The organism is Nevskia sp., from assembly GCF_051860985.1.
GTDB lineage: Bacteria > Pseudomonadota > Gammaproteobacteria > Nevskiales > Nevskiaceae > Nevskia.
This window is the reverse complement of record NZ_JBIMKV010000026.1, coordinates 12,644-38,057: the sequence shown is the minus strand read 5'-3', so window position 1 is coordinate 38,057 and position 25,414 is coordinate 12,644. Positions and strand designations below refer to the sequence as shown.

The window sequence follows — 25,414 nt, the reverse complement described above, 5'->3', positions numbered from 1 at the left end:
CCCCGCCATGCCGGCCGCGCCGGTGAATCCGAACCCGGCCAGCGACTGGTGCGGCAGCGTGGTGCTGGCGGCGTTGTCGCTGCCCGGCCTGCTCGCCGCGCCGCTGCCGGCCGCCGCCGACAGCGCCCCGGAGCACGCGCTGCTGCAGTTCAAGACCGAGCATTACCAGGACTCGCAGCCCGGCTTCCAGCGTATCCGCGTCGAGGAGCCGGCGCTGTACGGCCTGCTGCCGCTCGGCGAGCACCTGTCGCTGTCCGGCTCGGCGGTCTACGACGTGGTGTCGGGCGCTTCGCCGCGCAGCTACTCGTCCACCTCCGGCGCCTCGCGTGTGCACGAGAAGCGCTTTTCCGGCGACGCCGAGCTGACCTGGTATGCCGATCGCAGCTCCTACGGCCTGTCGGCAGCGCACTCGCAGGAGCACGACTACATCTCCAACAGCGTGTCCGGCGACGCCGTGTTCGCCACCGACGACAACAACACCGCGTTCAACGTCGGCCTGTCGGCAAGCCGCGACAGCATCAACCCGACCAACGACATCGTCGACAACGAACACCGCACGACCTACGCCGGCATCGCCGGCGTGACCCGGGCGCTGAGCGCCAACGACCTGTTGCAGGTACAGGCCGGCTACAGCACCAGCCACGGCTACCTGAGCGACCCATACAAGCTGTTCGACAACCGGCCGCGCAAGCGCAACAGCGGCACCGGCTCGCTGCGCTGGAACCATCACCTCGGCAGTTTCGGCGCGACGCTGCGCAGCAGCTACCGCGTGTTCCACGACACCTACGGCATCTGGTCGCACACCGCCGAGCTGCAGTGGGTACAGCCGGTCAGCCTGCGCTGGGTGCTGACACCGGGGCTGCGCTACTACACGCAGAGCGCGGCGCGCTTCTATGTCGACCCGCCGGCCGACGGCTCGCCGTTCCCGCAATTGCCGGACGGCGCCTTCTCATCGCTCGACCATCGGCTGTCGGCATTCGGCGCGTTCGCGCTCAGCCAGAAGGCCGAATGGCATCTGAGCGAACACTGGAGCACCGATCTGCGGGCCGAGTACTACCAGGCGCGGTCGAGCTTCCGCTTCGTCGGCCAGGGTTCGCCGGGGCTTGCCAACTTCCAGTACTACCAGGTGCAGTTCGGCATCAGCTACCGGTTCTGAACGAGGGGGCGATGCAGGCCACGGACGACGGCGTCACCACGATGCGCTTCGCCGCGATGGCCGGCGAAGCCGAGCTGACGGTGGCCGGCCGGGCGCCGGACCGCCGCCTGCTCGATGCGGCTGCGGCCGAGGTGCGGCGCATCGAGCAGGCCTACTCGCGCTACCGCGCCGACAGCCTTGTGTCGCGCATCAATGCGGCGGCGGGCAGCGGCGTGGCGATCGAGGTCGATGCAGAAACCGCCGGCCTGCTCGATTTCGCGGCGCGGCTGCACGCGCAGAGCGACGGCCTGTTCGACATCACTAGCGGCATCCTGCGCCGGGCCTGGGATTTCCGTTCCGGGCGCCTGCCGGAGCCTTCGGCGCTGGCGGCGCTGTGCGCCCGCATCGGCTGGCGCAAGGTCGACTGGCAGCCGGCGACGCGGCAGATCGCGCTGACCGAGCCGGGCATGGAGCTGGACTTCGGCGGCTTCGGCAAGGAGTACGCGGCCGATCGCGCCGCTGCCGTGCTGCAGACCGGCGGAATCCAGAGCGGCTACGTCAACCTGGGCGGCGATCTGCGGGTGCTCGGCCCGCGCCTGGACGGCCGCGGCTGGGCGCTCGGCATCCGGCATCCGCGCGCCGACGGCACGCTGGCCGGCGTCGAGCTGAAAAGCGGCGCGCTGGCCACCAGCGGCGACTACGAGCGCTACCTGGACATCGCCGGCCGGCGCTACTGCCACCTCCTCGATCCGCGCAGCGGCTGGCCGGTGCAGCACTGGCAGTCGGTCAGCGTGATCGCACCGGTCTGCCTGGCGGCCGGTGCCCTGTCGACCGTGGCGATGCTGAAAGGAGCGGACGCGCCGGCCTTCCTCGCCGCCCAGCAGGTGCCGTGGCTGGCCGTCGACGCCAGCGGTGCGATCGTCCGTCACGGCTTCTGAGGCTGCGGCAGCATCGGCGGCGCGGCATCATGCGCGCCATGTCGGCCCCGAAGATTTCCCTCGAACAATGGCGCGCACTGCTTGCGGTGGTCGACGCCGGCGGCTACGCGCAGGCGGCGGAGGCGCTGCACAAGAGCCAGTCGGCGATCAGCTATGCGGTGCAGCAGATCGAGTCGCGGCTCGGCGTCAAGGCTTTCGAGGTGCAGGGCCGCAAGGCGGTGCTGACCGCCACCGGCCAGCTGCTGGTGCGCCGGGCCAAGGCGCTGCTCGATGAAGCGGCTGGCCTGGAACGGGCGGCCGGCCAGCTGTCGGCCGGCTGGGAAGCGGAACTGCGGCTGGCGGTGGAGATCATCTTCCCGAACCGCGTGCTGCTGCCGGCGCTGGCGGCGTTCGGCGAGATCAGCCCGCACACCCGCATCGAGCTGATCGAATCGGTGATCGGCGGCACCTCCGAGGCACTGCTGAGCGGTCGGGTCGATCTGGCGATCGCACCGGTGATTCCGCAGGGCTTCATCGGCGAAGCGCTGATGACCCTGCGCTTCCTGGCCGTGGCCCATCCCGGCCATCCGCTGCACCAGCTGAACCGGCCGCTGACGCCCAACGACCTGCGCAATCACCGGCACCTGGTGGTGCGCGATTCCGGGGCTGCCCGCGATCCGCGCCAGCAGACGCTGGATGCCAAGCAGCGCTGGGTGGTCAGCCACATGTCGACCTCGATCCAGGCGGTGGCGATGGGCTACGGCTTCTCCTGGTTTCCGGAAGACAAGATCGCCGACGAACTGGCCGCCGGCACCTTGCGGCCACTGCCGCTGCGCGACGGCGCCGAGCGCTTCCTGACGCTTTACCTGATCTTTGCCGACCGCGACTATGCCGGGCCCGGCCTGCTGCAGCTGCGCGATATTCTGCGCCAGACCGTGGCCGAGAACTGCGCGCGCAAGCAGGCCCAGGCCAGGGCGAACACGTCGAAAACAACCAGAAAGAGGAGCAAGACCCAATGAAGATCGAAGGCGGTTGCTACTGCGGTGCCGTGCGCTACGAAGCCGACGCCGAACCGCAGTTGCGTGCGCAGTGCCATTGCCGCGAATGCCAGTACATCTCCGGCGGCGGCCCGAACCCGGTGGTGGGACTGCCGGAAGCGGCCTTCCATTACGTCAAGGGCACGCCGAAGGTGTTCCGCCGCAGTGACCTCGACGCGCCGGTCACGCGCGAGTTCTGCGGCGACTGCGGCTCGCCGCTGACCAGCCGCGCGCCGGGCATTCCGGGCATCGTGCTGGTCAAGGCCGGCTCGCTCGATCAGACCTCGGTGTTCGGCAAGCCGGACTTCGCCGTGTTCACCATCGATCGCCCGAGCTGGCACGGCGTGCTGGAAGGCGTGCCGGCCTTCGAGCGGATGCCGGGCTGAGGCCGCCGGATGTACGTTCCGCCCGGGTTCGGTACGGTCACGCCGTACTGTTTCGTCGACGACGCCGAGGCCTTCGTCGCCTTTCTCGTCGACGGCCTGGGCGGAACCGAAACCTGCCGCTCGATGCGCCCGGACGGCCGGGTGGCGAACGTGCAGGTGGCGATCGGCACCTCGACCGTGATGGTCAGCGAAGCCAGCCCCGCCTATCCGGCGATGCGGGCCGCGTACTACCTGTACGTCGACAACGCCGACGCCGCGATGGCTCGCGCGCTGGCGCATGGCGCGGCGCTGGAAATGACCGTGCAGGACATGCCGTACGGCGATCGCCAGGGCGGCGTGCGCGACCGTCACGGCAACCTCTGGTGGCTGTCCGAGCGCCGGGTCCACGCGCCGTACACGCCGTGAAGGCAGCGCTGGTCTGCCGGCCCGGCTGCGGCGCCTGCTGCATCGCGCCGTCAATCTCCTCGCCGATTCCCGGCATGCCGGAAGGCAAGCCCGCCGGCGTGCGCTGCGTGCAGCTGCGCGACGACCAGGGCTGCGCGATCTTCGGCGATCCGCGCCGGCCGGCCGTCTGCGCCGGCCTGAAGCCCGGGCCCGAGATGTGCGGCGAGACGCGCGAGCAGGCGCTGCAGTTCCTGGCCCGGCTCGAACAGGCCACTGCGCCGGCCTGAAGCGGTTCGAAGCAGCGATCTCCGTCTGTTGGTCATCGAACGGCGGCATCATCGGCGCATCCGACCGACGCCGATCCCGATGCTCACCCTGTACAGCTTTGCCATTTCCCATTTCAGCGAAAAGATCCGCTGGACGCTGCGCGCCTGCAGCGTGCCGTTCACCGAGCGGGCGCTGACGCCCGGCCTGCATGCGGTGGTGACGCCGTTCATCGGCCATCGCGGCAGCAGCGTGCCGATCATCACCGGCGACGGCCTGCGCGTGCAGGGCAGTGATCGCATCCTCAAGCGGCTGGCGACGCGAGGCCTGATTGACCGCCTTTTGCCGGACGAGGACGAGGCGCGCGACGAACTGCTGGAGGCCGCCGCCAGCCATGAGCCGCTTGGGCAGGCGGTGATGCGCGCCGCCTACGGGCCGCTGGTCGGCGATCCGGCGGCGGTGTTCAAGCTGTGGACCCTGGCGACCGGACCGCTGCAGGCGGCATTGCTGAAGCCGGCGATGCCGCTGCTGATGTCGGCGTTCCGGCGCCGCTTCGGCATCGACGGCCCGGCGCTGGCCGAGGCGCGCCACTGCATCGAAGCCAGCCTCGACCAGATCGCCGGGCGGCGCGGCAACCGGCCTTATCTCGGCGATGCCTTCGGCATCGAGGACCTCACCGTCTGCGCGCTGCTGGCGCCGCTGGCCGGCCCGGCCGAGCATCCGCTATACGGCCATCCGCTGCTGCGAGCCAGCACCGCCGCCACCGTGGCGCCGTGGCAGCGCCATCCGACGATGGTCTGGGTGCGCGATGTCTACGCCCGCCAGCGCGGTGCGGAACCGGCCGATTCGGTGCTGCTGCGGGCGGCGGCGCGCCTGTAGCGGCCGCGCGCGCCGATTCGCTCAGGCGGCGCTCAGTGCTTCCAGTGCTTCGGTCGCCGCGATCCACTCTTCCTCGGTGTCGGCCAGCTTCTTCTTGGCCGCCGCCTGCTCCTTCTGCAGCTTGGTGAAGTCCCACTTCTTGTCCGGCGCATAGAGCGCCGGATCGGCGAGCTTCACGGTCAGCGTGTCGACATCCTTGGTCAGCTTGGCCATCTGCTGGTCGAGCTTGCGGATGTTGTCCTTCAGCGCCTTCGACTGCGCGGCGATTTCCTCGGCGCTCTTCTGCGGGGCCTTCTTGTTCTTCTTGCCGGAACCCGGATTCAGCTCGCGCGAGTTCAGCCACTTGGCGTAGTCGTCGAGATCGCCGACGAACGGCCGGCAGCCGCCTTCGGCGACCAGCCACAGCTGGTCGCAGGTCGAGGTCAGCAGGTGACGGTCATGGGACACCACCATCACCGCGCCGACGAATTCCAGCATCGCGGTCTCCAGCGCGTGGCGCATGTCGAGATCGAGGTGGTTGGTCGGTTCGTCGAGCAGCAGCAGGTTCGGCTTCTGGTAGACCACCATCGCCAGCGCCAGCCGCGCCTTCTCGCCGCCGGAGAACGGTTCGACATTCTCGTAGACGCGATCGCCCTTGAAGTTGAAGCCGCCAAGGAAGGTGCGCAGGTTCTGCTCGGTGGCCTGCGGATCGATCCGCTTCAGATGCAGGATCGGGCTGGCCTTCGGGTCGAGGCTGTCGGTGGTGTGCTGCGCGAAGTAGCCGACGCGCAGGTAGCCGTCGCGCATCGCATCGCCCTTCAGCGGTGGAATGGCGCCCGCGATGGTCTGCACCAGCGTCGACTTGCCGGCGCCGTTCGGCCCCAGCAGGCCGATGCGCTCGCCGGGGGCGATCAGCATCCGCACGTTCTTCAGCACCACCTTTTCGCCGTAGCCGCAGGCCACGTCGTCGAAGCGCACCAGCGGGCTCGGCAGGCGGTCCGGCTCGGCGAACGAGAAGCTGAATTCGGAATCGGCGTGCACCGCCGACACCAGTTCCATGCGCTCCAGCGCCTTGATGCGGCTCTGCGCCTGGGTGGCTTTGGCGGCACTGGCGCGGAAACGGTTGATGAACTTCTGCAGGTGGGCCACCTGCTTCTGCTGCTTGGCGAACATGCCGGCCTGCAGGGTCATCTTCTCGGCGCGGGTGCGCTCGAAGGTCGAGTAGTTGCCGGTGTAGAGCGTGGCCTTGGTGCCTTCCAGATGCAGCGTGTGGGTGGTGATGGCATCGAGGAACTCGCGGTCATGCGAGATCACCATCATCGTGCCCGGATAGTTGGACAGCCAGCCCTGCAGCCAGATCACGGCGTCGAGATCGAGATGGTTGGTCGGCTCGTCGAGCAGCAGCACGTCGGAGCGGCACATCAGCGCCCGCGCCAGGTTCAGGCGCATGCGCCAGCCGCCGGAGAAATCGGCGACGGCGGTCTGTTGCGCTTCCTGCGAAAAGCCGAGGCCGTGCAGCAGGGCGGCGGCGCGGGCCCGCGCCGCATAGCCGCCGATGTCGTTCAGGCGCTCGTGGATGGCGCTGATCTTTTCGATGTCGAGCTTTTCCTCGGCGATCAGCAGCTTGCGCTCCAGCTCGCGCAGCTCGACATCGCCATCGAGCGCGAACTCGATCGCCAGGTCCGGCAGCGACGGCGTGTCCTGCGCCACCGTGGCCACCGCCAGATTCTTCAGCGACGAGATCTCGCCCTTGTCCGGCGCCAGATGGCCGAGCACGGCGGCGAACAAGGTCGACTTGCCAGTGCCGTTGCGGCCGACCACGCCACAGTGCCAGCCGGGATGGATCGTGAAATTGGCGTCTTCGAGCAGCGGACGCGGACCACGGCGGAGGGTGAGGCGGGAGGCGGAGATCATCCGCGTAGTTTACGGGCTGGCGCGATTCTTGGTGCGCTGCAACAGGCGGCGCCGGCCGCCGTCCGGCTCGGCGCCGCGCAGCCGGCGCTGCTTCAGTCGTTGTCGACGATGGTCACGGTTGCCGTGGTGATCGCGCCGAGGCTGCCGGTGATCGGGTTCGACAGCCGTACCAGGATGGTTTCCGCGCCTTCCCGCAGCCGGTCGTCGAGGATCGGAATGCGGATGGTCTTCGGCGTGGCGTCGCCGTTGGCCCAGACCAGCGTGCCGCCGACCGCGCCGTAGTCCGAGCCGGCCAGTGCCGAGCCGTTGGCGGTGGTGTAGGCGACCGACACCGCGCCGGTCGCGCCGCCGCTGCGGTTGACCTGCACGTTGACCGCGCCGCCGGCCTCGGACACCGAATAGCTCGCTGCGGAGAGCGCCAGCACGCCGGGCAAGCCGTCGTTGTCGGTGATCGACAGCGTCATCGTCGACGGGCTGCCGATGGCCGCGCCGCCGGTGGCGTTGGCGAGGTTCAGCGTGAGCGTTTCGCTGGCTTCGGCAACGGCGTCGTCGGTGATCGGCACCGTGAAGGTCCTGCTGCTGCTGTCGCCATCGGCCCAGCGCAGCGTGCCGCTGACGGCCGTGTAGTCGCTGCCGGCGGTCGCCGTGCCATTGGCGCTGGCGTAGGCGACGCTGACCGCGCCGACGAAGCTCTGGGTGCGGCGCACGGTGATGGTGGCGCTGCCGGCGTTCTCGGCCACGCTCTGGCTGGCGGCGCTGAACACCAGGCTGCCGTTGGCTGACGCGGTGTCGTCGTCGGCGATCGACACCACGGTCTGGGTGATGGTGCCGAGGCTGGCGCCAGCGGCATTGCTGAGCCGCACCTGGAAGGTTTCGTTGGCGTCGGCTACTGCGTCGTTGTAGATCGGCACGCGGATGGTCTTCGCGCTGCTGTCGCCGCTGGCCCAGTTCAGCGTGCCGCTGGTGGCGGCGAAGTCGCTGCCGGCGACGGCGCTGGAATTGAAGGTGGCGTACTGCACCGAGGCGGCGCCGGTCGCGCCGCCGCTGCGGGTGACGGTCAGCGTCACGCTGCCGCCGGCTTCCGGCACGCTCGCGGTCGCCGCCGTCAGCGCCAGCACGCCGGGCAGGCCGTCGTTGTCGGCGATGGTCAGGGTCTGGGTCTTCGTGGTGCCCAGCACTGCACCGCCGGTGGCGCCGCTCAGGCTGAGCGTGAGGGTTTCGCCAGCCTCGGCGACGGCATCGTCGGTGATCGGCACGGTGAAGGTCTTGGCCGTGCTGTCGCCATCGGCCCAGCGCAGCGTGCCGCTGCTAGCGGTGTAGTCGCTGCCGGCGACAGCGCTGCCGTTGCTGCTGGCGTAGTTCACCGATACCGCGCCCACCGCGCCGAGGCTGCGGCTGACGGTGATCGTCGCGCTGCCGGCATTTTCGGCCACGGTGGCGCTGCCGGCGGTGAACTGCAGCGTGCCGTTCGGGCTCGGGCTGTCATCGTCGACGATGGTCACCGTGCTGCTGCTGATGCTGCCGAGGCTGGCGCCGCTGGCGGCACTGAGACGGATCTGGAAGCTTTCGCTGGCTTCGGCCAGCGTGTCGTTGAGCACCGGTACGCGGATCGTCTTCACCGCGCCGTCGCCGCTGGCCCAGCTCAGCGTGCCGCTGCTGGCGGTGTAGTCGCTGCCGGAAGCTGCGCTGGAATTGGCCGTGGCATAGCTGACCGAAGCCGCGCCGTAGCTGCCGCCGGTGCGTGCCACCGAGACCGTCACCGCGCCCGCCGCTTCGGCCACCGAGACGTTGGCGGCGGTGATGGCGATGCTGCCCGGCGCGTTGTCGTTGTCGAGGATGTTCAGCACCGCCGTCCGCTGCGTGCCCAGGCTGGCGCCACCGCCGGGCGCGCTGAGCGTCAGGTTGATCGACTCGTTGCCCTCGGCCAGCGCATCGTCGATCGCCGCCACCGTGAAGGTCTTGGCGGCGCTGTCGCCATCGGCCCAGTTCAGCGTGCCGCTGGCGGCGCTGTAGTCGCTGCCGGCGGCTGCGGTGCCGTTGCTGGTTGCGTAGTTCACCGAGATCGCGCCGCTGTCGCCGCCGCTGCGCTGCACGCTGATGGTGCCGACGCCGCCGTTCTCCGGCATCGCGTAGGCGCTGGCGCTGAAGCTCAGGCTGCCCGGTCCCGGCGTGATCGCCGCCAGCGCCCGGGTGACGTCGACCAGGCCGCTGCCGCAGCCGCTGCAACTGCCCGGGAATGGCCGGACATTGGCTTTCAGCACCGCTTCGACCTCGTCCGGCGTGATCGTCGGCCGGGCGGCGTACAGCAGCGCCGCCACGCCGGCGACGTGCGGCGAGGCCATGCTGGTGCCCTGCAGGTAGGCGTAGGAGTCGCTGCCAGGCGTGGTCGCGCCGCCGTTGTAGGTCGACAGGATGCCGGCGGCGTTGCCGCGGCTCATGTCGCCGCCGGGGGCGGCCAGATCGACACCGGTGCCGTAGTTCGAATACGGCGCGCGGCTGCCACCGTCGCCGATCGCCGCGACGCTGATCACGCCGTTGCAGCTGGCCGGCGAGAAGCCGGCGGCATCCAGGTTCGCGTTGCCGGCCGCCACCACCACGGTCGCGCCGCGTGCGCGGGCGCTGTCGATCGCCGCCTGCGTGGTCGGCGAGGCCGAGCACGGATATTGGCCGCCGAGGCTCATGTTCAGCACCTGCGCCGGCTGCGGATTGGCCGGCACGCCCGCCACCGTGCCGCCGGCCGACCAGACGATGGCATCGGCGATATCCGAAGTGCTGCCGCCGCAGCGGCCGAGCACCCGGGCGATCACCAGCTTCGCGCCGTAGGCCACGCCGATCACGCCGCTGCCGTTGTTGCCGCGCGCGGCGATGGTGCCGGCCACGTGGGTGCCGTGCCAGCTGGAACTGGAACTGCCGCTGCTGCCGCAGGAACCGGCGATGCGGAAATCGCCGGGATCGAGCGCATCGCCGTCGCGGCCATTGCCGTCGTTGGCGCTGGCCGGGTCGCTGATGAAGTCGTACTGCGCCACCACTTGCCCGGCGAGGTCAGCGTGGGCGCGGTAGCCGGTGTCGATCACCGCCACCGTCACGCCGCTGCCGTCGACGCGATCCCAGGCCGTGTATGCGTTGACGCCGGCCAGGCCGTTCGACTGCGCCGGCCCGGCCAGGCCCCAGAGGCTCGACAGCATCGGATCGTTTGGCGTCAGATCGGCGTACAGCCGGCGATCCGGCTCGATGTAGGCGACGCCGCTCGGCCGCACCGCGTTCAGCCGCGCGGCGAAGCGTTCCAGCGCGGCCGCGTCGAGATCGCTGCCGGCGTCGATCAGGGTCGCGCCGGTCGCCAGCTGGCGCAGGTACTGCAGCGGCCGGCCGGCGCGCGCCGCCAGCGCATCGACCTGCGCCTGCACGGCGTCGGCCGGCAGCTGCGCGGCACCTGCGGCAGCGCCGGGCAGCGCCTCGAACTTGACGATCAGCCGGGCCGGCAGCGCGTCCGGATCGGCCGCTGCCGCCATCGACACGATCAGGGCCGCAGCACCGGCAACGAGCTTCAACGTGCAGTTTGAAAGGCGCATGGCCGAGTCCGCGATTCAGGGTGTACGGCCTGTATCGGCGACGGCGCAGGGGCCTGAAATGCCCGGCTGACCGGCTGTCATCGCGGCCGCTACCGTCAATCGCGCGTGCTCGCGAACGGTGACGCAAAGCCGTCGCGAAGCCATGTTTTTCCAGGGTTTCCGCGCGACTCCGCGACGCGATCGGTGGCCGTTCAAGGGCGATGAATGTCGGGCCGCGCTTGACCCAGGTCAAAGCCCAGCCGCGACGGCGCCGACAAGCTGTTGGCCGCCGCATCGACCACGACCACTGCAGGGCCTGCCATGAGCTTCTACGACTGGACCGACGACCTCAGCGTCGGCCACCACGGCATCGACGATCAGCACAAGCAGCTGATCGATCTGATCAACCGCTATCACGACACGCTGGCGCGGAAAGCGGCGCGCAGCGCGCTGGTCGCCGATTTCAAGGCGATCGCCGAATTCGCGATCCGCCACTTCCGTGACGAGGAAGCCGAAATGACGCGCTGCCAGTACCCGCAGCGCGAGCGCCACAAGATCATCCACAAGCAGCTGCTCGACCGGGTCGGCACGCTCGGCCAGCAGCTGGTCAAGGGCGAGGCCGGCATCGAGATGCAGATCCAGTTCTTCCTGAAGAGCTGGCTGACGGCGCACATCAAGGGCATCGATCAGCAGTACTCGCCGTACGTGAACCGCAAGGCCAGCGCCGCCTGAGGGCCGACAAGAAAGCCCGCCGTGGCGCGTGCCAGGGCGGGCTTGGATTCAGCGCCGCGCGACTACCACCAGGTGTCGCGGTCAGCGGTGGCGGCGATCTTGTGGATGCTCAGATCGGCGCCGTTGAACTCTTCCTCGGTCGACAGCCGCAGGCCGAGCACGGCCTTCAGCACGCCGTAGACCAGCAGACCGCCGCTGAAGGCGATGGCGATGCCAAGCCCGGTGCCGACTGCCTGCGCCGCGAACGACACGCCGCCGAGGCCGCCGAGTGCTGTTGATCCGAAGATGCCGGCGGCCAGGCCGCCCCAGGCACCGCACAGGCCGTGCAGCGGCCAGACGCCGAGCACGTCGTCGATCTTCCAGCGGTTCTGGGTCAGGGTGAATAGATAGACGAACAGGCCGCCGGCGACCGCACCGGTGGCCAGCGCGCCAAGCGGATGCATGACATCCGAGCCGGCGCAGACCGCGACCAGCCCGGCCAGCGGGCCGTTGTGGACGAAGCCCGGATCGTTGCGACCGGCGGCCAGCGCCACCAGGGTGCCGCCGACCATCGCCATCAGCGAGTTCATCGCCACCAGGCCCGAAATCTTGTCAAGCGTCTGGGCGCTCATCACGTTGAAGCCGAACCAGCCGACGATCAGGATCCAGGCGCCCAGCGCCAGGAACGGGATCGACGACGGCGGATGCGCGGCGATCTCGCCGGACTTGCCATAGCGGCCGTGGCGGGCGCCGAGCATCAGCACCGCGCCGAGCGCGATCCAGCCGCCGACCGCGTGCACCACCACCGAGCCGGCGAAGTCGTGGAAGTTGGCGCCGAAGGTCGCCAGCAGCCAGTCCTGCAGGCCGAACAGGCCGTTCCAGGCAATGCCTTCGAACAGCGGATAGACGAAGGCCACCAGCAGGAAGGTGGCGATCAGCTGCGGGTAGAAGCGCGCCCGCTCGGCGATGCCGCCGGAGACGATCGCCGGCACGGCAGCGGCGAAGGTCAGCAGGAAGAAGAACTTGGTCAGCTCGTAGCCGTTGTGGGTGGCCAGCTCGGTGGCCGGGCCGAAGAAGCTTTGCCCGTAGGCGATCGCGTAGCCGATGCCGAAGTAGGCGAGCGTCGACACCGCGAAGTCGCAGAGGATCTTCACCAGCGCGTTGACCTGGTTCTTGCGCCGCACCGTGCCGAGTTCGAGGAACGCGAAGCCGGCGTGCATCGCCAGAATCATGATCGCGCCCAGCAGGATGAACAGGACGTCCGATGGCGTCTTGATGTCGTGCACTGAAATGGTCTCCCGACGAGTCGTTTTTATGGGTGCCCGGCATCAACGCGGTGCGCCGGCGGCGGATTATTGCCGATCTGAGGCCCGGATCAGGGCGTGATGCACGGTCGGGGTGCGCAGCGGCCGCCACTGCGCGGCAGGTGCCGGCAGCGGCGCTGCGTCCGCTTCAGGCCATCAGCTGCAGGCTCGCCAGCCGCGCGTAGAGGCCGCCATTGGCGATCAGCTCGGCCGGCGTGCCGATCTCGACGATCCTTCCGGCGTCCATCACGACGATCCGGTCGGCGCGCTGCACGGTGGCCAGGCGGTGGGCGATGACGAGGGTGGTGCGGCCGACCATCGCCGCTTCCAGACCGCGCTGCACGTGCTGTTCGCTTTCGGCGTCGAGCGCGCTGGTGGCTTCGTCGAGCAGCAGCAGCGGCGGGTTCTTGAGGATGGCGCGGGCAATCGCGAGGCGCTGGCGCTGGCCGCCGGACAGCCGCAGGCCGCGCTCGCCGAGGAAGGTCTGGTAGCCGTCCGGCAGGCGTTCGATGAACTCGTCGGCGCGCGCGGTGCGGGCGGCGGCGCGCACTTCCTCGTCGCTGGCCGCCGGGTTGCCGTAGCGGATGTTGGCGCTCGCGTCGGCCGAAAAGATCACCGCATCCTGCGGCACGATGCCGATGCGCGACCGCAGTTCCGCCGGGTCGAGATCGCGCAGGTCCACGCCGTTGAACAGGATCGCCCCGTGGCTGGCATCGTGGAAGCGCAGCAGCAGCTGGAACAGCGTGGTCTTGCCGGCACCGCTGGGGCCGACCACCGCCACCGTCTCGCCTTCGCGGATGTCGAGCTGGATGTCGTCGAGCGCCAGCACGTCCGGGCGCGACGGATAGCGGAAGCCGAGGTGGCGGAATTCGACGCGCGCCTGGAGCGAATCGGGCAGCCGCAGCGGCTGGGCCGGTGGCTGGATCGCGCATTCGGCGTTCAGCAGTTCGACCAGCCGTTCGGTGGCGCCGGCCGCGCGCATCACGTCGCCCCAGACTTCGGCGATCACGCCGACGCCGCCGGCGGTCAGCACCGCGTAGATCACGAACGAGGCCAGCTGGCCGGCGCTCATCGAGCCGGCCGCCACCGCGTGCGCGCCCAGCCACAGCACGAAGACGATGGCACCGAACACGCCGCCGATCACGGCGGCCGTCATCAGCGCGCGCAGCCGGGTGCGGCGGATGGCGGCGGCAAAGCCGGATTCGACCGTGCGGTCGTAGCGCGCCGACTCCGCGCCTTCCTGGGTGAAGGCCTGCACGGTCGGCACCGCGTTGAGGATTTCCCCGGCGACCGCCGAGGTGTCGGCGATCCGGTCCTGGGCGTCGCGCGATACCCGGCGCACGGCCCGGCCGATCGCCACCAGCGGTACCACCACGGCGGCCAGCAGCACGATGGTGATCGCGAACAGGCGCGGGCTGGTGACGCCGAGCATCACCAGTCCGCCGACGAACTGCAGGAAGCTGCGCAGCCCCATCGACACCGACGAGCCGACCACCGTCTGCACCAGCGTGGTGTCGCCGGTCAGCCGCGACAGCACTTCGCCGGTGCGGGTGGTCTCGAAGTAGGCCGGTGCCTGCTGCAGCATCCGCCGGTAGACGGCGCTGCGCAGGTCGGCGGTCACCCGCTCGCCGATCCACGACACGAAGTAGTAGCGCGCCGCCGTCGCCAGCGCCCAGAACAGCGCCAGCGCGCCCAGCGCCAGGAAGTGGCCGTTGATGTCGCCGCGCGTGGCATTGGCGACAAAGCCCTTGTCGATCAGGTCGCGGAAGGCGATCGGCACCACCAGCATCGCCGCCGAGCTGAACACCAGCATCACGGTCGCCAGCGCGAGATAGCGCCGGTACGGCCGCATGAACGGCAGCAGGCCGGCCAGCGCCGACAGCTTGCGCGGCGACTTCGGGCCGGCGGGTTCGCGGGCGGGGGCGGAATCGGATACCGGTGCGGTCATGGGCGGAGCGGTCGTGAAGCGGCAGGCCGGCATTGTACGGAGCCGCCGCCGGCGACCTCTCGCCGCGCCGCGCCCCTTGCGCAGCCGCTACGATCCGGCCCCCACTTTCCACTTGCCCTTCCACCATGTCCAACTTCTCGCCCCGCCGCGCCGATGCGCTGGCCCGGCTGGCCGCCTTCCTGCCGCGCGCCGGCGCGCACTACGCCAACGAACGCAATGCCGATCGCGGCCCGGCGGCGCGCGACAACGTGTCGCTGCTGTCGCCGGCGGTGCGCCACCGGCTGATCAGCGAAGCCGAGATCGCCGCCGCCGTGCTCGACCGCTACGCGTTCTCGACCAGCGAGAAATTCATCCAGGAAGTCTGCTGGCGCAGCTACTGGAAGGGCTGGCTGGAGCTGCGGCCGCAGGTCTGGGCCGATTACCAGGCGGCGCTGTCGGTGCAGCTCGACCGGATCGGCGACGGCCCCGGCGTCGACCGGCCTTTCCGCAAACGCTGGCAGGCGGCGGTCGACGGCGCCACCGGCATCGCCTGCTTCGACGACTGGGTCGAGGAACTGCGCAGCACCGGCTACCTGCACAACCACACGCGGATGTGGTTCGCCTCGATCTGGATCTTCACGCTGAACCTGCCGTGGGTGCTCGGTGCGGACTTCTTCTACCGGCACCTGCTGGATGGCGATCCGGCCTCGAACACGCTCAGCTGGCGCTGGGTCGCCGGCCTGCAGACGCGTGGCAAGCATTACCTGGCACGCGCCGACAACATCCAGAAGTACACCGCGAACCGCTACTGGCCGAAAGGCGAACTGAACGAGGACGCCGCACCGCTGCCGCCGGACGCGCTGCCGGCGGCCGGCCGGATCGCCGACCTGTCGCCGCCGAAACCCGGCCTGCGCACGGCGCTCTGGCTGCACGAGGACGACCTCTGCGCTGAAACCTGGCCGGCGCTGGCCGGGCTCGACGTGGTGGCGATCGGCGGCGACGTGACACCGGCGGCGCGCAGCCGCCTGCCGGTCAGCGAGGCGGTGACCGGCTGGACCGAAGCCGCGCTGGCCGATGGCCTGGACCGCGCTGGCGGCCATTTCGGCCTGCCGGCAGTCCGCATCACCCCCAGCCAGCGGCACCGCTGGCTGGAAGATCACCGCATCGAGCAGCTGGTGACCGCCTATCCGACCGTCGGCCCGGTGGCCGAGGCCGTTGCCGCGCTGGAACGCGAGCTGGCGGCGCGCGGCATCGGGCTGGTTCGAGTCCGCCGCGCCTGGGACACGGCGTTCTGGCCACATGCCGAGAAGGGCTTCTTCCAGCTACGCGAGAAGATCCGACCGCTGCTGGCCGAGCTCGGCATTCCCTGAGCGGGGCTTTCCGGCCGATGGCCGGCGATCCTGTTAGCACTCGCCAAGCGCTTGTGCTGACAGGATATTTTGACGCGGCAGGGGCTGAAATCCGGCCCGGGATTTGCAAGTCTGGAGGGGCTGATCCACTTCGCCTGGAGGACCTCATGCCGTCTCCCGACTTTGCGCAGTTTGGTGCCGCGTCGCTCGAACAGAAGGACCTGCTGTTCCTGTTCGAGCATTTCCCGGTGCCCGGTACCGACGCCGTGGACGCCGCGCGACGGGTGATCGAGCAGCCCAGCACGTTGGAATCGCTGCTCGAAAGCCGTTACGTGCAGGACGCCATGCTCGACCCGGATAGCGCCTGGGTGAACGTGTCGCCCAAGCTCTACTTCAACGTGATGCTGCGTCGGGCCCTGGCCGGCCGGCGCGACAGCGGCGAGCGCCGCACCATCCATTACCTCGCCAATCTGCTGGCGCTGTACGCCAGCAACGAGCGCCTGCACCACGTGCAGAGCGGCGAGGCGGAAAGCTACGACTATCTCGTCGATCTGGTGCAGGCGGCGCGCGATGCCCATCACGAGCGGCGTTTCCTGGTGCTGAGCCAGATCGGCAACTACGCGCTGTTCCTGGCCGGCTGGTGCGCGCCGTGGATCGAGCACCGCCGCCGCTATCACCACCGGCCGCTGGGGCTCGACTACTACTGCAACATGAGCCGCAGCCATTTCGCGTCGGCCGCCCGCCACGATCTGGCCGATGCCTACGGCCTGAAGCCGGTGTTCGCCCAGCTGGCGCTGCGCTTCGACTACTACCGCGACGGTATCGAGCGGATGGCCGGCGAACGGCTGCACTGAACGCCATGCGGGCCGCGCCGGATTGATCATCGGCGCGGCGGGCTGCAGCCTTGGCCGGCTGCGGCGCCGGTGCGTCGCACTCAATCGAGCCCACCATGTCCCAGACCGCTTCCGCTGCTGTCCCGCCCCAGACCCGCGACTTCGCGATGACGCAGACGATGCTGCGCATCCGCGACCCCGAGCGCTCGCTGCCGTTCTACGAGCGCGTGCTCGGCATGCGCCTGCTCGACCGTTTCGATTTCCCGGCGATGAAGTTCTCGCTGTACTTCGTCGGCTATCTGGCTGACGGCGAACAGCCGCCGGCAGATCCGGTCGAGCGCGCCGCCTGGACCTTCCGGCAGCGCGGCGCGGTGGAGCTGACCCACAACTGGGGCACCGAAAGCGATCCGGCCTTCGCCGGCTACCACGCCGGCAACAGCGATCCGCGCGGCTTCGGCCACATCGGCATCACCGTGCCGGACGTCCACGCCGCCTGCCGCTGGTTCGAGGAATGCGGCGTCGAGTTCGTCAAGCGGCCGGACGACGGCGCGATGAAAGGCCTGGCCTTCATCAAGGACCCGGACGGCTACTGGATCGAGGTGCTGGCGGCGGAGGTATCGGCGCGCCTGGTGACCGCCGGCCGCTGAGCCGCGCGCCCGCCGGTCCGGCAACGCATGCCGGACCGGCGGCGGGGCCGCATCAGGCCGCCTTGCGGGCCGCCGGCTGGCTGTCGATGAACGCCTGCCAGGCGCCTTGCACTTCCTTCCAGCCGACCACGGCCAGCGGCGCGCCGTCCGGCGTGATGAACATCAGCGGGCCGAGGAAGCTCATGTAGAACTCGCTGTCGACCGGGAAGCAGGTGTGGTCATGGCGGGCGCTGGCCGATTCGTAGCCGTAGCCGGGCGCAACGGCGGTGTCGCCGCCGGCGTCCTTGCCGCCGCGCACGTCCATGCGGCCGCGGGTCAGGAAATATTCGCCCGGGCCCTGGTGGACGTGGGCGTTGAACGACGAGCCCTTCGGGCAATCGAAGATCGCCGTCCAGGAGCCCATTTCCGGCGACACGTGCAGCAGCTTCCAGCGGATGCCGCCGGTCGACAGCGCTTCCGGGAAAGGGGCCCAGGGCTGGGCGTCGATCTGCACGTACTCTTCCGCGACCTGACTCTTCATTGTCGATTCCTCCTCGCACTGCTGCGACGGCGTGGACTGTGCTGCGGCTGGCGGGCCGTCGACCGGCGCCGCGACCGAGGATGCGGCGGCCGCCCGGCAAGGTCGATACCGTGCGGCCCCTCGTCCGCCGCCGACGCCGGTATCATCGGCCCGGCCATGGCCCTGAAGATCACCGACGACTGCATAAACTGCGATGTCTGCGAGCCGGCCTGCCCGAACACGGCCATCTTCCAGGGCCCGGACATCTACGAGATCGACCCGGCGCGCTGCACCGAATGCGTCGGCCACTTCGACGAACCGCAGTGCCGCGTGGTCTGCCCGGTCGACTGCATCCCGCTCGACCTGCTGCATGTCGAGTCCCGCGAGCAACTGCTCGACAAGTACCGTCGGCTGACCGCGTCCGCCGACACGCCTGCGCGCTAGCAGGGTGTCGGTCGCGGGGCCGCGCATCGGAAATCCACCCGTGATGAAGCTGATCCTCGTTCGCGCGCCGCTGCTGGCGCTGACGCTGCTGTGCGGCCTTGCGGCCGGCCCGCTGGCAGCCGGCGACCGTCCGCCCGGCAACGCCATCGCCAGCGCCCATCCGCTGGCGACCAAGGCAGGGCTCGACATCCTCGATGCCGGCGGCAACGCCTTCGACGCGGCGGTGGCGGTGACGGCCGCGATCGCGGTTGTCGAGCCAACCGGCTCCGGCATCGGCGGCGGCGGCTTCTGGCTGCTGCACCGGGCCGCCGACGGCTTCGAGGTGATGGTCGACGGCCGCGAGGTCGCGCCGATCGCGGCCAGTTCGACGATGTACCAAGCCGCCGACGGGAGCGCGATCGACCGCGCCTCCCGCGACGGTGCGCTGGCGGCGGCGATTCCCGGCGAGCCGGCGGCCCTGGTCCATCTGGCCCGCAAGTACGGCCGCCTGCCACTCGCGAAATCGCTAGCACCGGCGATCGCGCTGGCACGCGACGGCTTTCCGGCCGACGCCAAGCTGGTCAAGGCGATCGAGCAGTCGCAGGCGCGCCTGTCGCCTGCCGCCCGGGCGATCTTCATGCCTGGCGGCAAGGTGCCGACGGTCGGCCAGACGATCCGCCAGACCGATCTGGCCGGCGTCATCCAGCGGCTTGCCGATCACGGCCTGCCCGGCTTTTATGCCGGCGAAACGGCCCGGCAGCTGCTCGATGGCGTCCGCGCGGCCGGCGGCATCTGGAGTGCCGACGACCTGCTGCGGTACACGGTGGTCGAGCGCGAGCCGCTGGTCACCTGGTTCCGCGACTACCGGCTGGTGTCGGTGCCGCCGCCGTCGGCTGGCGGGCTGGCGCTGGCCGAGACGCTGGGCCAGCTCGAAGTGCTGGGCTGGACGCCGGGCAGCGATGGCCGCGCCCGGCATCTGCTGATTGAAGCGCTGCGGCGCGCCTACCGCGACCGCGCCGCCTATCTGGGCGATCCGGATTTCGTGCGCATCCCGATGGCGCGGCTCAGCTCGCGGTCCTACGCGATGGAACTGGCGAAGACCATTTCCGCAGACCGGGCCACGCCGTCGGCCAGCCTGCCGCCGGCCCCGAAAGGCGCGCCGGGCGGCACCCACACCTCGCATTTCTCGGTGATCGATGCCGATGGCAACCGGGTGGCGGCGACCATGTCGATCAACCTGACCTTCGGCTCCGGCTACGTGCCGCCGGGCACCGGCGTGCTGCTCAACGACGAGATGGACGATTTCGCCGCCTCGGCCACCGCCAGCAACGCCTACGGACTGATCGGTTCGGAGGCGAACCTGGTCGCGCCGCGCAAGCGGCCGCTGTCGACGATGACGCCGACCTTCGTCGACGGCCCGAACGGCGTGCTGGTGATCGGTACGCCGGGCGGCAGCCGGATCGCGACGATGGTGCTGCTCGGCATCCTGAACTTTGTCGATGGCGCCGACGCCGCCAGCATCGTCGCCGCGCCGCGCCTCCACCATCAGTACCTGCCGGATGTGGTGCAGTACGAGCCGGGCGGGCTCAGCGACACCGAGATCGCGCGGCTGCAGGCCATGGGCCACACGCTGGTGGCGCTCGACAGCCCCTACGGCAACCTGCAGGCGGTGATCTGGCGTCCGGCGACCGACACGCTGGAAGCTGCGGCCGATCCGCGCGGTGTCGGCAGTGGCGAGGTGCGCCGGCTCAAGCCCTGAGGCCGCTGGTGCCGCGGGCCGCCTGCGGGGCGTCCGGATGCGGTGCTGCTGCGCTCAGGCGGCTTCGGCCAGGACGGCCGTCTTCTCAGTGCCGAGCAGGCGCCGCATCCAGGCGGCGTCGACCGCACGCGGGCGCAGCCGCAGCTCGTCGAAGTGGCCGCTGCGGATGGCGCGCTTGATCCGCTGCAGGTTGTCGTGGATGGCGTCGGTGTACGGATTCGGCGCGCCGAGACGATCGCCGAAATGCACGCTGAAATAGCGGTGGATGCCGCCGAAGTAGCCGTCCAGCCGCTCCTGCCAGATGCGCGCGTTGAACTGCGGGGTGCCGCGCATCAGCGTGTCGACATCGGCGTACAGCGGCGTCGGACCGCCGGGCTGGGCAGCGCCGGCCAGGCCGGCGACCTGGAATTCCGGATAGAGGAAATCGCGGCACTTCTCGAGATAGCAGCGATCGGCGGTCTGCACGATCAGGTCGCTGCTGGCGATCATGAAGCCGAGCGCGCGGTCCGCCGGATCGCTGACCTCGATCGTGTCGAGCGCCCGTTCGTAGCCGGTGAAATGCACCATCCGCGCGGCCAGCGGCGCGTCGTCGGCAAAACCCAGCGACGGCAGGATGCGCAGCAGGAACTCGCTGCTGCGCTGCACGTGGCTGAGCGTGTAGGCGGCGCCATTGCTGGCGCGATCGCCGCTGCGGCGGATGTAGCCGGCATCGTGGAACAGCGCGATCAGCACGCCGAGCACGGCCCGGCGCGGGCTGATCCGGGCCGCCGCCGGCATCGCGCGGTTGTAGCCGTCGATCAGCCTTGCGGTGCCCAGCGTGCAGTCCAGGCTGTGCTGGGCGTCGTGATACGGGGTGTCGGCCGCCGCGTAGCCGGGCAGCAGGCCGGCGTGCAGCTCGGTGAAGCGGCGGAACGCGGCGCGCAGCTCGGCGGCATCGGCGCGGCCACCCTGCAGATTCAGCAGACGGATGACCTCGTCGAGCACGTCCGGCGGGCTCGCGATGCAGATCTGGTTGGTGACGTCGTAGTGGTTGCGCCGGCGCGATTGCATTGCGGGCTCGGTTCCTGGGGGCTGCCGATAGCATGGGCTGGAATGCCGCCCTTGCCACGCGGGGCTTGTGATTCAGTTCACAGTCGATCCCGAGGAATTGCGGGTTGCGGTGCCCCGGTCTGCTGCTAGACCGCAGCGTCCGGCAGGCGTTCCCGAAGTTCAACGACAAACGGGGCGTGATCCGACGGCCGTTCATTACGACGCGGCCGAAGGTCGGCCGCCGCCGACGCGCAGGCGGCGGCCAGCGGCGCCGACAGCAGCAGATGGTCGATGCGCAGACCGAGGTTGCGGCGGAAGCCGGCCGCCCGGTAATCCCACCAGGTGAACGACTGCGGCGGCTGCTCGAACAGGCCGAAGGCGTCGACGAGGCCGAGCGACAGCAGCGCGCGGAAGCCGTCGCGCTCCGGTTCCGAGCACAGGATGTTGCCTTCCCAGACCGCCGGATCATGGGTGTCGGCCGGGGTCGGGGCGATGTTGTAGTCGCCGCCAACCGCCAGGTTCGGATGGCGCGTCAGCTCGGCGGCCACGTAGTCCTTCAGCGCGGCGAGGAAGCGCAGCTTGTAGGCGTACTTGTCGGAGCCGACCGCCTGGCCGTTGACCACGTAGACGCAGATGTAGCGCAGCGGGCCGTGGTCGCTGTCGACCGTCGCGGCGATCACCCGCTTCTGCTCGTCGTCGAAGCCGGGGATGCCGTAGGCGACGTCGCGCAGCGGCGTGCGCGCCAGGATCGCCACGCCGTTGTAGGTCTTCTGCCCGCAATGCGCCCAGTGCCAGCCGGCGGCTTCCAGCTCGGCGGCTGGGAAGGCCTCGTCGGTCAGCTTGGTTTCCTGCAGGCCGATCACGTCGACCGGATGGACGCTGAACCAGTCCAGCAGCTGCGGCAGCCGGACCTTCAGGCTGTTGACGTTCCAGGTGGCGAGTTTCATGCGAAGCATCCGGGGACTGGCGGGCGGCGCAGCCTAGCGGAGGCGCAACAGCGAGGCCAGCGCGCCTATCCTTGACGCCATGAACGAACTCGACCGCAGCGCCCCGATCCTGAACTTCGTCACCGCCGATGGTGCCCGGCTCACTGTGCATCGCCACGGTGCCCACATCAGCTCGTGGATTCCGGCCGATGGCCGCGAGCGCCTGTACCTGAGCGGCCGCACCGACTACCGGCCGACGGCCGCGATCCGCGGCGGCATTCCGGTGATCTTTCCGCAGTTCGCCGCCGAAGGCCCGCTGCCGAAACACGGCTTCGCGCGCACCGCCAGCTGGTCGCTGATCGATGCCGCCGCCACTGGCGACGGCGCCTTCGTCAGCCGGTTCGGGCTGGTCGACAACGCCACCACCCGGGCGATCTGGCCGCAGGCCTTCACTGCCGAGCTGCGGGTGCTGTTCAGCGCCTCGCGGCTGTCGGTCATCCTGTCGGTGCTGAACAGCGGCGATACCGCCTGCCGCTTCACGGCGGCGCTGCACAGCTATCTCGCGGTCGAGGCAATCGAGGCGGTGCGGCTGCACGGGCTGAACGGCCTGCGCTACCGCGATACCGCGCTTGGCGGCGTCGCGGCGGTGGAAACGGCCGAGGCGCTGGCAATCGTCGGCGAGGTCGACCGCAACTACTTCGACGCGCCGCAATCGCTGCTGCTGCGCGAGCCGCACGGCGAGCTGCGAATCGAGCAGAGCGGCTTCTGCGACACCGTGGTCTGGAATCCGGGGCCGGCGAAGGCCGCGCAGCTGGCCGATCTCGACCCCGGCGGCCACCAGCGCTTCCTGTGCGTCGAGGCGGCGGTCATCGGCCGGCCGGTGCAGCTGCAGCCGGGCGAGCGCTGGGTCGGCACCCAGACCCTGCTGGCCTGAGCGTCCGCGGCACGCTGTCGCCGGCTCAGCGCTTCTTCGAGCGACGGGTCGGCGCCGGAGCGGCGCTTTCCAGCCGTTTCTGCTGGCTGACGGCCAGTTCGTCGCGCAGCTTGCGGTAGTTGGCCAGCCGCTCCGGCGGCAGCCCGGCAACCACCGCGCAGCCCGGTTCGCGCTGGTGCTGGCAGTCGCGGAACCTGCAGTTCGCGGCGAGTGCGGCGATGTCGTCGAAGGCATCGGCGGTGACGTCCTCTTCGCCACCGAGCTTCAGCTCGCGCACGCCCGGCGTGTCGATCAGGCAGGCGCCCTGCGGCAGCATCCGCAGGCTGCGCGCGGTGGTGGTGTGGCGGCCGCGATCGTCGTAGGCACGGGTGGCGCCGGTGCGCTGCTGTTCGGCGCCGAGCAGCGTGTTGACCAGCGTCGACTTGCCGACGCCGGAGGAGCCGAGCAGCACCAGCGTCTGGCCGGCGGCCAGCCAGGGCGCGAGGCAGGCGGCACAGCCCGGATCGCGGGCGTCGAGCACGAACAGCGGCGCGTCCGGGCCAGCGAGGGTGGCGATCTCGGCGCGCTGGGCGTCGAGCGCGGGCGCGCGGTCCGGCTTGGTCAGCACGATCACCGGCGCCACCTGGGCCGCCCGCACCATCAGCAGGTAGCGCTCCAGCCGGTTCGGGCTGTAGTCGTTGTCGAGCGCCATCACCAGCAGCGCGGTGTCGACATTGGCGGCGATCCGCTGCACGCCGTTCTCCCCCCGGCTGCGCAGCAGCAGGCTGTTGCGCGGCAGCTGGTCGTGGATGTACAGGCTGCCGCCGGATTCGTGGACCAGCACCCAGTCGCCGACCGCCAGCCCGTCGCCAGTGGTTTCGAGGCGATCGAACAGCGCGGTCAGGGTCTTCGCCTTGGCCGCCGTCCGGCCGTCGTGGACCAGCAGATGCGCCCGGTGCTGCTCGATGACACGGGCCGGCCGGCCGGTGACGGCGGCCAGCGCGGTGGCGGCGGCCGTGCACTGCGGGTTCCAGCCGATCGCGATCAGGGCGGGGAGGTCGGACAGGTCGATCAAGCGCAGGTCATCGCGGCGGAAGGTTCAGCGGAAGGCTCGGCGCATGGTAGCGGCTGGGCCGGGCGCCCGGCGGCGCGGCTATGCTGGCCGCCTTCGTCGATCGCCCGCTGACATGCCCGACCTGCTGCCCGACAAGCCGTTCTCGCCCGCCTGCGAGCGCAACCGCGAGCCCATCCTGGCACTGCTGCGCGATCACGTCGCCGACCGCCGGCAGGTGCTCGAGATCGGCAGCGGCACCGGCCAGCACGCCGTCCATTTCGCAGCGGCGCTGCCGCAGCTGCGCTGGCAGTGCGCCGACCGCCCGCCTTACCTGCCGGGCATTCGCCTGTGGCTCGATGACGCCGCGCTGCCGAACACGCCGGCGCCGATCGCGCTCGATGTCGGCGGCCGCTGGCCGCAGGCGCGCTTCGATGCCGTGTTCAGCGCCAACACGCTGCATATCATGAGCAGCGCCGAGGTCGAGACGCTGTTCGCCCGGCTGCCCGGCGTGCTGAACGAGGACGGGTTGCTGGTGATTTACGGTCCGTTCCGTTACCGCGGCGCCCACACCAGCGCCAGCAATGCCGACTTCGACGCCAGCCTGCGGGCCCGCGATCCGGCCAGCGGCATCCGCGATTTCGAGTGGGTCGATCAACTGGCGGCGGCGATCGGGCTGACGCTCGTCGAGGATCGTGCGATGCCGGCCAACAACCGCGGCCTGGTCTGGCGGCGGAGCCCCGGCCGATGACGCTCGCCGATAGCGATGCCTGTCCCTGCGGCAGCGGCACGCGTTTCGGCGGCTGCTGCGGCCGGCTGCACGACGGCTTCGTCGCCGACACTGCCGAGGCGCTGATGCGCTCGCGCTACAGCGCCTACGTGCTCGGCCGCGAGGACTACCTGCGCGCGACCTGGCACCCGCGCACCCGGCCGGACCGTCTCGATCTGGACCGGACACCGGCGACCCGCTGGCTGGGCCTGACCATCCGCGAGCACCGGATGACCGGCGACGACACGGCGATCGTCGAGTTCGTGGCGCGCTACAAGGTCGGCGGTGGCAGCGCCGTGCGGCTGCACGAAACCAGCCGCTTCATCCGCGAAGGCGGGCGCTGGTTCTACGTCGACGGCGACATCCGCTGATCCGGCCGGGTGCTCCACCAGACGTTGGCGAAGAACGCCGCCTGGATCACCAGCCGCAGCCACAGCAGCGCCACCGGAAACTGCGGAAAGCGCTCCGGCACCATCAGCATCCAGATGTGGACCGGCGTCACGGCGGCGATCAGCGCCAGCAGCGCATAGCCGGCCCAGCGCCGGGTGCGCAGCGGGATCAGCTGCAGGGCCAGCGCGATCTCGGCGATGCCGCTCAGCACGACCACCGCCAGCGGCTCCGGCACCCACGGCGGGCAGATCGACACGAAAAAGCCCGGCAGCAGGAAATGGCCGATGCCGCCGATCAGGAACCACAGGAACGTGAACAGGAGACCGGCGCGCTTCAGCGGCGCGGCAGGTAGGGAAAGGGTCATGGGCGTGGCCGGGGAGGGACGAGTCATGATTATAATGAACGTGTCAATCGTGTCGCCGGCACCAGGTGCCGGGCGAT

The 25,414-nt window shown here is 70.2% G+C and carries 25 protein-coding genes; 16 read left to right on the top strand and 9 right to left on the bottom strand.

Features of this window, described 5'->3' with window-relative positions; all coding sequences use genetic code 11:
- Window positions 1-7: 7 nt before the first annotated feature.
- The 7 genes from ACTIGJ_RS18450 to ACTIGJ_RS18420 all read left to right on the top strand — a co-directional run bounded on the left by ACTIGJ_RS18450 (window position 8) and on the right by ACTIGJ_RS18420 (window position 5,002).
- Entirely contained in the window at window positions 8-1,156 is a 1,149-nt protein-coding gene (locus ACTIGJ_RS18450; protein ID WP_439641796.1) for a DUF3570 domain-containing protein, read from the top strand.
- A gap of 11 nt (window positions 1,157-1,167) precedes the next feature.
- Window positions 1,168-2,073 carry an FAD:protein FMN transferase gene (locus ACTIGJ_RS18445; RefSeq protein ID WP_439641795.1) on the top strand — a complete coding sequence of 302 codons (906 nt, stop codon included), beginning with the start codon at window positions 1,168-1,170 and terminating at the stop codon, window positions 2,071-2,073.
- 29 nt (window positions 2,074-2,102) lie between these two features.
- The gene (locus ACTIGJ_RS18440) at window positions 2,103-3,071 is read left to right on the top strand and encodes a LysR family transcriptional regulator (RefSeq protein ID WP_439641794.1); all 969 of its coding nucleotides are present in this window, start codon (window positions 2,103-2,105) and stop codon (window positions 3,069-3,071) included.
- Window positions 3,068-3,475: a GFA family protein gene (locus tag ACTIGJ_RS18435; RefSeq protein ID WP_439641793.1), complete on the top strand. Its 408-nt coding sequence runs from the start codon at window positions 3,068-3,070 to the stop codon at window positions 3,473-3,475. The genes ACTIGJ_RS18440 and ACTIGJ_RS18435 overlap by 4 nt, the downstream gene beginning before the upstream one ends.
- Before the next feature lie 9 nt (window positions 3,476-3,484).
- Window positions 3,485-3,880 (top strand): VOC family protein, encoded by a 396-nt coding sequence (locus ACTIGJ_RS18430; protein WP_439641792.1) that lies wholly within the window; start codon window positions 3,485-3,487, stop codon window positions 3,878-3,880.
- Window positions 3,881-3,888: 8 nt separating this feature from the next.
- Complete coding sequence (locus ACTIGJ_RS18425; protein WP_439641804.1) at window positions 3,889-4,146, top strand: YkgJ family cysteine cluster protein; 258 nt, start codon at window positions 3,889-3,891, stop codon at window positions 4,144-4,146.
- Window positions 4,147-4,225: 79 nt separating this feature from the next.
- On the top strand, window positions 4,226-5,002 hold the full coding sequence (locus ACTIGJ_RS18420) for a glutathione S-transferase N-terminal domain-containing protein (RefSeq protein ID WP_439641791.1): 777 nt from the start codon (window positions 4,226-4,228) through the stop codon (window positions 5,000-5,002).
- A gap of 21 nt (window positions 5,003-5,023) precedes the next feature.
- Here ACTIGJ_RS18420 and ACTIGJ_RS18415 read toward each other — a convergent pair whose 3' ends face one another.
- Together ACTIGJ_RS18415 and ACTIGJ_RS18410 are read right to left on the bottom strand one after the other, a co-directional pair.
- Complete coding sequence (locus ACTIGJ_RS18415) at window positions 5,024-6,895, bottom strand: ATP-binding cassette domain-containing protein (RefSeq protein ID WP_439641790.1); 1,872 nt, start codon at window positions 6,893-6,895, stop codon at window positions 5,024-5,026.
- Between the two features lie 92 nt (window positions 6,896-6,987).
- The gene (locus ACTIGJ_RS18410; RefSeq protein WP_439641789.1) at window positions 6,988-10,464 is read right to left on the bottom strand and encodes a Calx-beta domain-containing protein; all 3,477 of its coding nucleotides are present in this window, start codon (window positions 10,462-10,464) and stop codon (window positions 6,988-6,990) included.
- Window positions 10,465-10,764: 300 nt separating this feature from the next.
- Between ACTIGJ_RS18410 and ACTIGJ_RS18405 the strand changes: the two genes are divergently transcribed.
- The gene (locus ACTIGJ_RS18405; protein WP_439641788.1) at window positions 10,765-11,175 is read left to right on the top strand and encodes a bacteriohemerythrin; all 411 of its coding nucleotides are present in this window, start codon (window positions 10,765-10,767) and stop codon (window positions 11,173-11,175) included.
- A gap of 62 nt (window positions 11,176-11,237) precedes the next feature.
- On the opposite strand, the gene ACTIGJ_RS18400 is transcribed toward ACTIGJ_RS18405, so the two are convergent.
- Window positions 11,238-12,440, bottom strand: a complete 1,203-nt coding sequence (locus ACTIGJ_RS18400; RefSeq protein ID WP_439641787.1) for an ammonium transporter — start codon at window positions 12,438-12,440, stop codon at window positions 11,238-11,240.
- A 166-nt stretch (window positions 12,441-12,606) separates the two neighbouring features.
- A complete protein-coding gene (locus tag ACTIGJ_RS18395; protein WP_439641786.1) occupies window positions 12,607-14,406 on the bottom strand; it encodes an ABC transporter transmembrane domain-containing protein in 1,800 nt (599 codons plus the stop codon).
- A 125-nt stretch (window positions 14,407-14,531) separates the two neighbouring features.
- On the opposite strand from ACTIGJ_RS18395, the gene ACTIGJ_RS18390 reads away from it, so the two are divergent.
- The 3 genes from ACTIGJ_RS18390 to gloA all read left to right on the top strand — a co-directional run bounded on the left by ACTIGJ_RS18390 (window position 14,532) and on the right by gloA (window position 17,214).
- Window positions 14,532-15,755, top strand: a complete 1,224-nt coding sequence (locus ACTIGJ_RS18390; RefSeq protein WP_439641785.1) for an FAD-binding domain-containing protein — start codon at window positions 14,532-14,534, stop codon at window positions 15,753-15,755.
- A gap of 146 nt (window positions 15,756-15,901) precedes the next feature.
- A complete protein-coding gene (locus tag ACTIGJ_RS18385) occupies window positions 15,902-16,588 on the top strand; it encodes a hypothetical protein (RefSeq protein ID WP_439641784.1) in 687 nt (228 codons plus the stop codon).
- 95 nt (window positions 16,589-16,683) lie between these two features.
- Window positions 16,684-17,214, top strand: coding sequence for a lactoylglutathione lyase (gene gloA, locus ACTIGJ_RS18380; RefSeq protein ID WP_439641783.1), 531 nt, complete (start codon window positions 16,684-16,686; stop codon window positions 17,212-17,214).
- 52 nt (window positions 17,215-17,266) lie between these two features.
- Here the strand turns inward: gloA and ACTIGJ_RS18375 are convergent, their stop codons facing one another.
- A complete protein-coding gene (locus tag ACTIGJ_RS18375; protein ID WP_439641782.1) occupies window positions 17,267-17,734 on the bottom strand; it encodes a 2,4'-dihydroxyacetophenone dioxygenase family protein in 468 nt (155 codons plus the stop codon).
- A gap of 156 nt (window positions 17,735-17,890) precedes the next feature.
- Between ACTIGJ_RS18375 and ACTIGJ_RS18370 the strand changes: the two genes are divergently transcribed.
- Entirely contained in the window at window positions 17,891-18,157 is a 267-nt protein-coding gene (locus ACTIGJ_RS18370) for a YfhL family 4Fe-4S dicluster ferredoxin (RefSeq protein ID WP_439641781.1), read from the top strand.
- Window positions 18,158-18,200: 43 nt separating this feature from the next.
- Window positions 18,201-19,895: a gamma-glutamyltransferase gene (gene ggt, locus ACTIGJ_RS18365; protein WP_439641780.1), complete on the top strand. Its 1,695-nt coding sequence runs from the start codon at window positions 18,201-18,203 to the stop codon at window positions 19,893-19,895.
- A 54-nt stretch (window positions 19,896-19,949) separates the two neighbouring features.
- On the opposite strand, the gene ACTIGJ_RS18360 is transcribed toward ggt, so the two are convergent.
- Both ACTIGJ_RS18360 and xth read right to left on the bottom strand, forming a co-directional pair.
- Window positions 19,950-20,945 carry a hypothetical protein gene (locus ACTIGJ_RS18360; RefSeq protein WP_439641779.1) on the bottom strand — a complete coding sequence of 332 codons (996 nt, stop codon included), beginning with the start codon at window positions 20,943-20,945 and terminating at the stop codon, window positions 19,950-19,952.
- A 125-nt stretch (window positions 20,946-21,070) separates the two neighbouring features.
- Entirely contained in the window at window positions 21,071-21,871 is an 801-nt protein-coding gene (gene xth / locus ACTIGJ_RS18355) for an exodeoxyribonuclease III (protein WP_439641778.1), read from the bottom strand.
- Between the two features lie 79 nt (window positions 21,872-21,950).
- On the opposite strand from xth, the gene ACTIGJ_RS18350 reads away from it, so the two are divergent.
- Complete coding sequence (locus ACTIGJ_RS18350; protein WP_439641777.1) at window positions 21,951-22,784, top strand: D-hexose-6-phosphate mutarotase; 834 nt, start codon at window positions 21,951-21,953, stop codon at window positions 22,782-22,784.
- A 25-nt stretch (window positions 22,785-22,809) separates the two neighbouring features.
- On the opposite strand, the gene rsgA is transcribed toward ACTIGJ_RS18350, so the two are convergent.
- Entirely contained in the window at window positions 22,810-23,838 is a 1,029-nt protein-coding gene (gene rsgA, locus ACTIGJ_RS18345; RefSeq protein WP_439641776.1) for a ribosome small subunit-dependent GTPase A, read from the bottom strand.
- Window positions 23,839-23,950: 112 nt separating this feature from the next.
- On the opposite strand from rsgA, the gene ACTIGJ_RS18340 reads away from it, so the two are divergent.
- Both ACTIGJ_RS18340 and ACTIGJ_RS18335 read left to right on the top strand, forming a co-directional pair.
- A complete protein-coding gene (locus tag ACTIGJ_RS18340; RefSeq protein WP_439641775.1) occupies window positions 23,951-24,565 on the top strand; it encodes a DUF938 domain-containing protein in 615 nt (204 codons plus the stop codon).
- Complete coding sequence (locus ACTIGJ_RS18335; RefSeq protein WP_439641774.1) at window positions 24,562-24,954, top strand: YchJ family protein; 393 nt, start codon at window positions 24,562-24,564, stop codon at window positions 24,952-24,954. Before ACTIGJ_RS18340 ends, ACTIGJ_RS18335 begins: the two co-directional genes overlap by 4 nt.
- On the opposite strand, the gene ACTIGJ_RS18330 is transcribed toward ACTIGJ_RS18335, so the two are convergent.
- Entirely contained in the window at window positions 24,930-25,337 is a 408-nt protein-coding gene (locus ACTIGJ_RS18330; RefSeq protein WP_439641773.1) for a DoxX family protein, read from the bottom strand. The two genes, ACTIGJ_RS18335 and ACTIGJ_RS18330, sit on opposite strands and share 25 nt — an antisense overlap.
- Between the last annotated feature and the right edge of the window lie 77 nt (window positions 25,338-25,414).

Excerpts from the sequence above, each read along its gene's own strand:
- ACTIGJ_RS18435 (WP_439641793.1), top strand. The coding sequence starts at position 3,068 with ATGAAGATCGAAGGCGGTTGCTACTGCGGTGCCGTGCGCTACGAAGCC.
- ACTIGJ_RS18375 (WP_439641782.1), bottom strand. The coding sequence starts at position 17,734 with ATGAAGAGTCAGGTCGCGGAAGAGTACGTGCAGATCGACGCCCAGCCC.
- ACTIGJ_RS18450 (WP_439641796.1), top strand. The coding sequence starts at position 8 with ATGCCGGCCGCGCCGGTGAATCCGAACCCGGCCAGCGACTGGTGCGGC.
- ACTIGJ_RS18410 (WP_439641789.1), bottom strand. The coding sequence starts at position 10,464 with ATGCGCCTTTCAAACTGCACGTTGAAGCTCGTTGCCGGTGCTGCGGCC.
- ACTIGJ_RS18445 (WP_439641795.1), top strand. The coding sequence starts at position 1,168 with ATGCAGGCCACGGACGACGGCGTCACCACGATGCGCTTCGCCGCGATG.
- xth (WP_439641778.1), bottom strand. The coding sequence starts at position 21,871 with ATGAAACTCGCCACCTGGAACGTCAACAGCCTGAAGGTCCGGCTGCCG.
- ACTIGJ_RS18330 (WP_439641773.1), bottom strand. The coding sequence starts at position 25,337 with ATGACCCTTTCCCTACCTGCCGCGCCGCTGAAGCGCGCCGGTCTCCTG.
- ACTIGJ_RS18370 (WP_439641781.1), top strand. The coding sequence starts at position 17,891 with ATGGCCCTGAAGATCACCGACGACTGCATAAACTGCGATGTCTGCGAG.
- ACTIGJ_RS18395 (WP_439641786.1), bottom strand. The coding sequence starts at position 14,406 with ATGACCGCACCGGTATCCGATTCCGCCCCCGCCCGCGAACCCGCCGGC.
- ACTIGJ_RS18420 (WP_439641791.1), top strand. The coding sequence starts at position 4,226 with ATGCTCACCCTGTACAGCTTTGCCATTTCCCATTTCAGCGAAAAGATC.
- gloA (WP_439641783.1), top strand. The coding sequence starts at position 16,684 with ATGTCCCAGACCGCTTCCGCTGCTGTCCCGCCCCAGACCCGCGACTTC.
- ACTIGJ_RS18390 (WP_439641785.1), top strand. The coding sequence starts at position 14,532 with ATGTCCAACTTCTCGCCCCGCCGCGCCGATGCGCTGGCCCGGCTGGCC.
- ACTIGJ_RS18360 (WP_439641779.1), bottom strand. The coding sequence starts at position 20,945 with ATGCAATCGCGCCGGCGCAACCACTACGACGTCACCAACCAGATCTGC.
- ACTIGJ_RS18415 (WP_439641790.1), bottom strand. The coding sequence starts at position 6,895 with ATGATCTCCGCCTCCCGCCTCACCCTCCGCCGTGGTCCGCGTCCGCTG.
- ACTIGJ_RS18385 (WP_439641784.1), top strand. The coding sequence starts at position 15,902 with ATGCCGTCTCCCGACTTTGCGCAGTTTGGTGCCGCGTCGCTCGAACAG.
- ACTIGJ_RS18340 (WP_439641775.1), top strand. The coding sequence starts at position 23,951 with ATGCCCGACCTGCTGCCCGACAAGCCGTTCTCGCCCGCCTGCGAGCGC.
- ACTIGJ_RS18405 (WP_439641788.1), top strand. The coding sequence starts at position 10,765 with ATGAGCTTCTACGACTGGACCGACGACCTCAGCGTCGGCCACCACGGC.
- ACTIGJ_RS18430 (WP_439641792.1), top strand. The coding sequence starts at position 3,485 with ATGTACGTTCCGCCCGGGTTCGGTACGGTCACGCCGTACTGTTTCGTC.
- ACTIGJ_RS18440 (WP_439641794.1), top strand. The coding sequence starts at position 2,103 with ATGCGCGCCATGTCGGCCCCGAAGATTTCCCTCGAACAATGGCGCGCA.
- ACTIGJ_RS18335 (WP_439641774.1), top strand. The coding sequence starts at position 24,562 with ATGACGCTCGCCGATAGCGATGCCTGTCCCTGCGGCAGCGGCACGCGT.
- ACTIGJ_RS18350 (WP_439641777.1), top strand. The coding sequence starts at position 21,951 with ATGAACGAACTCGACCGCAGCGCCCCGATCCTGAACTTCGTCACCGCC.
- ggt (WP_439641780.1), top strand. The coding sequence starts at position 18,201 with ATGAAGCTGATCCTCGTTCGCGCGCCGCTGCTGGCGCTGACGCTGCTG.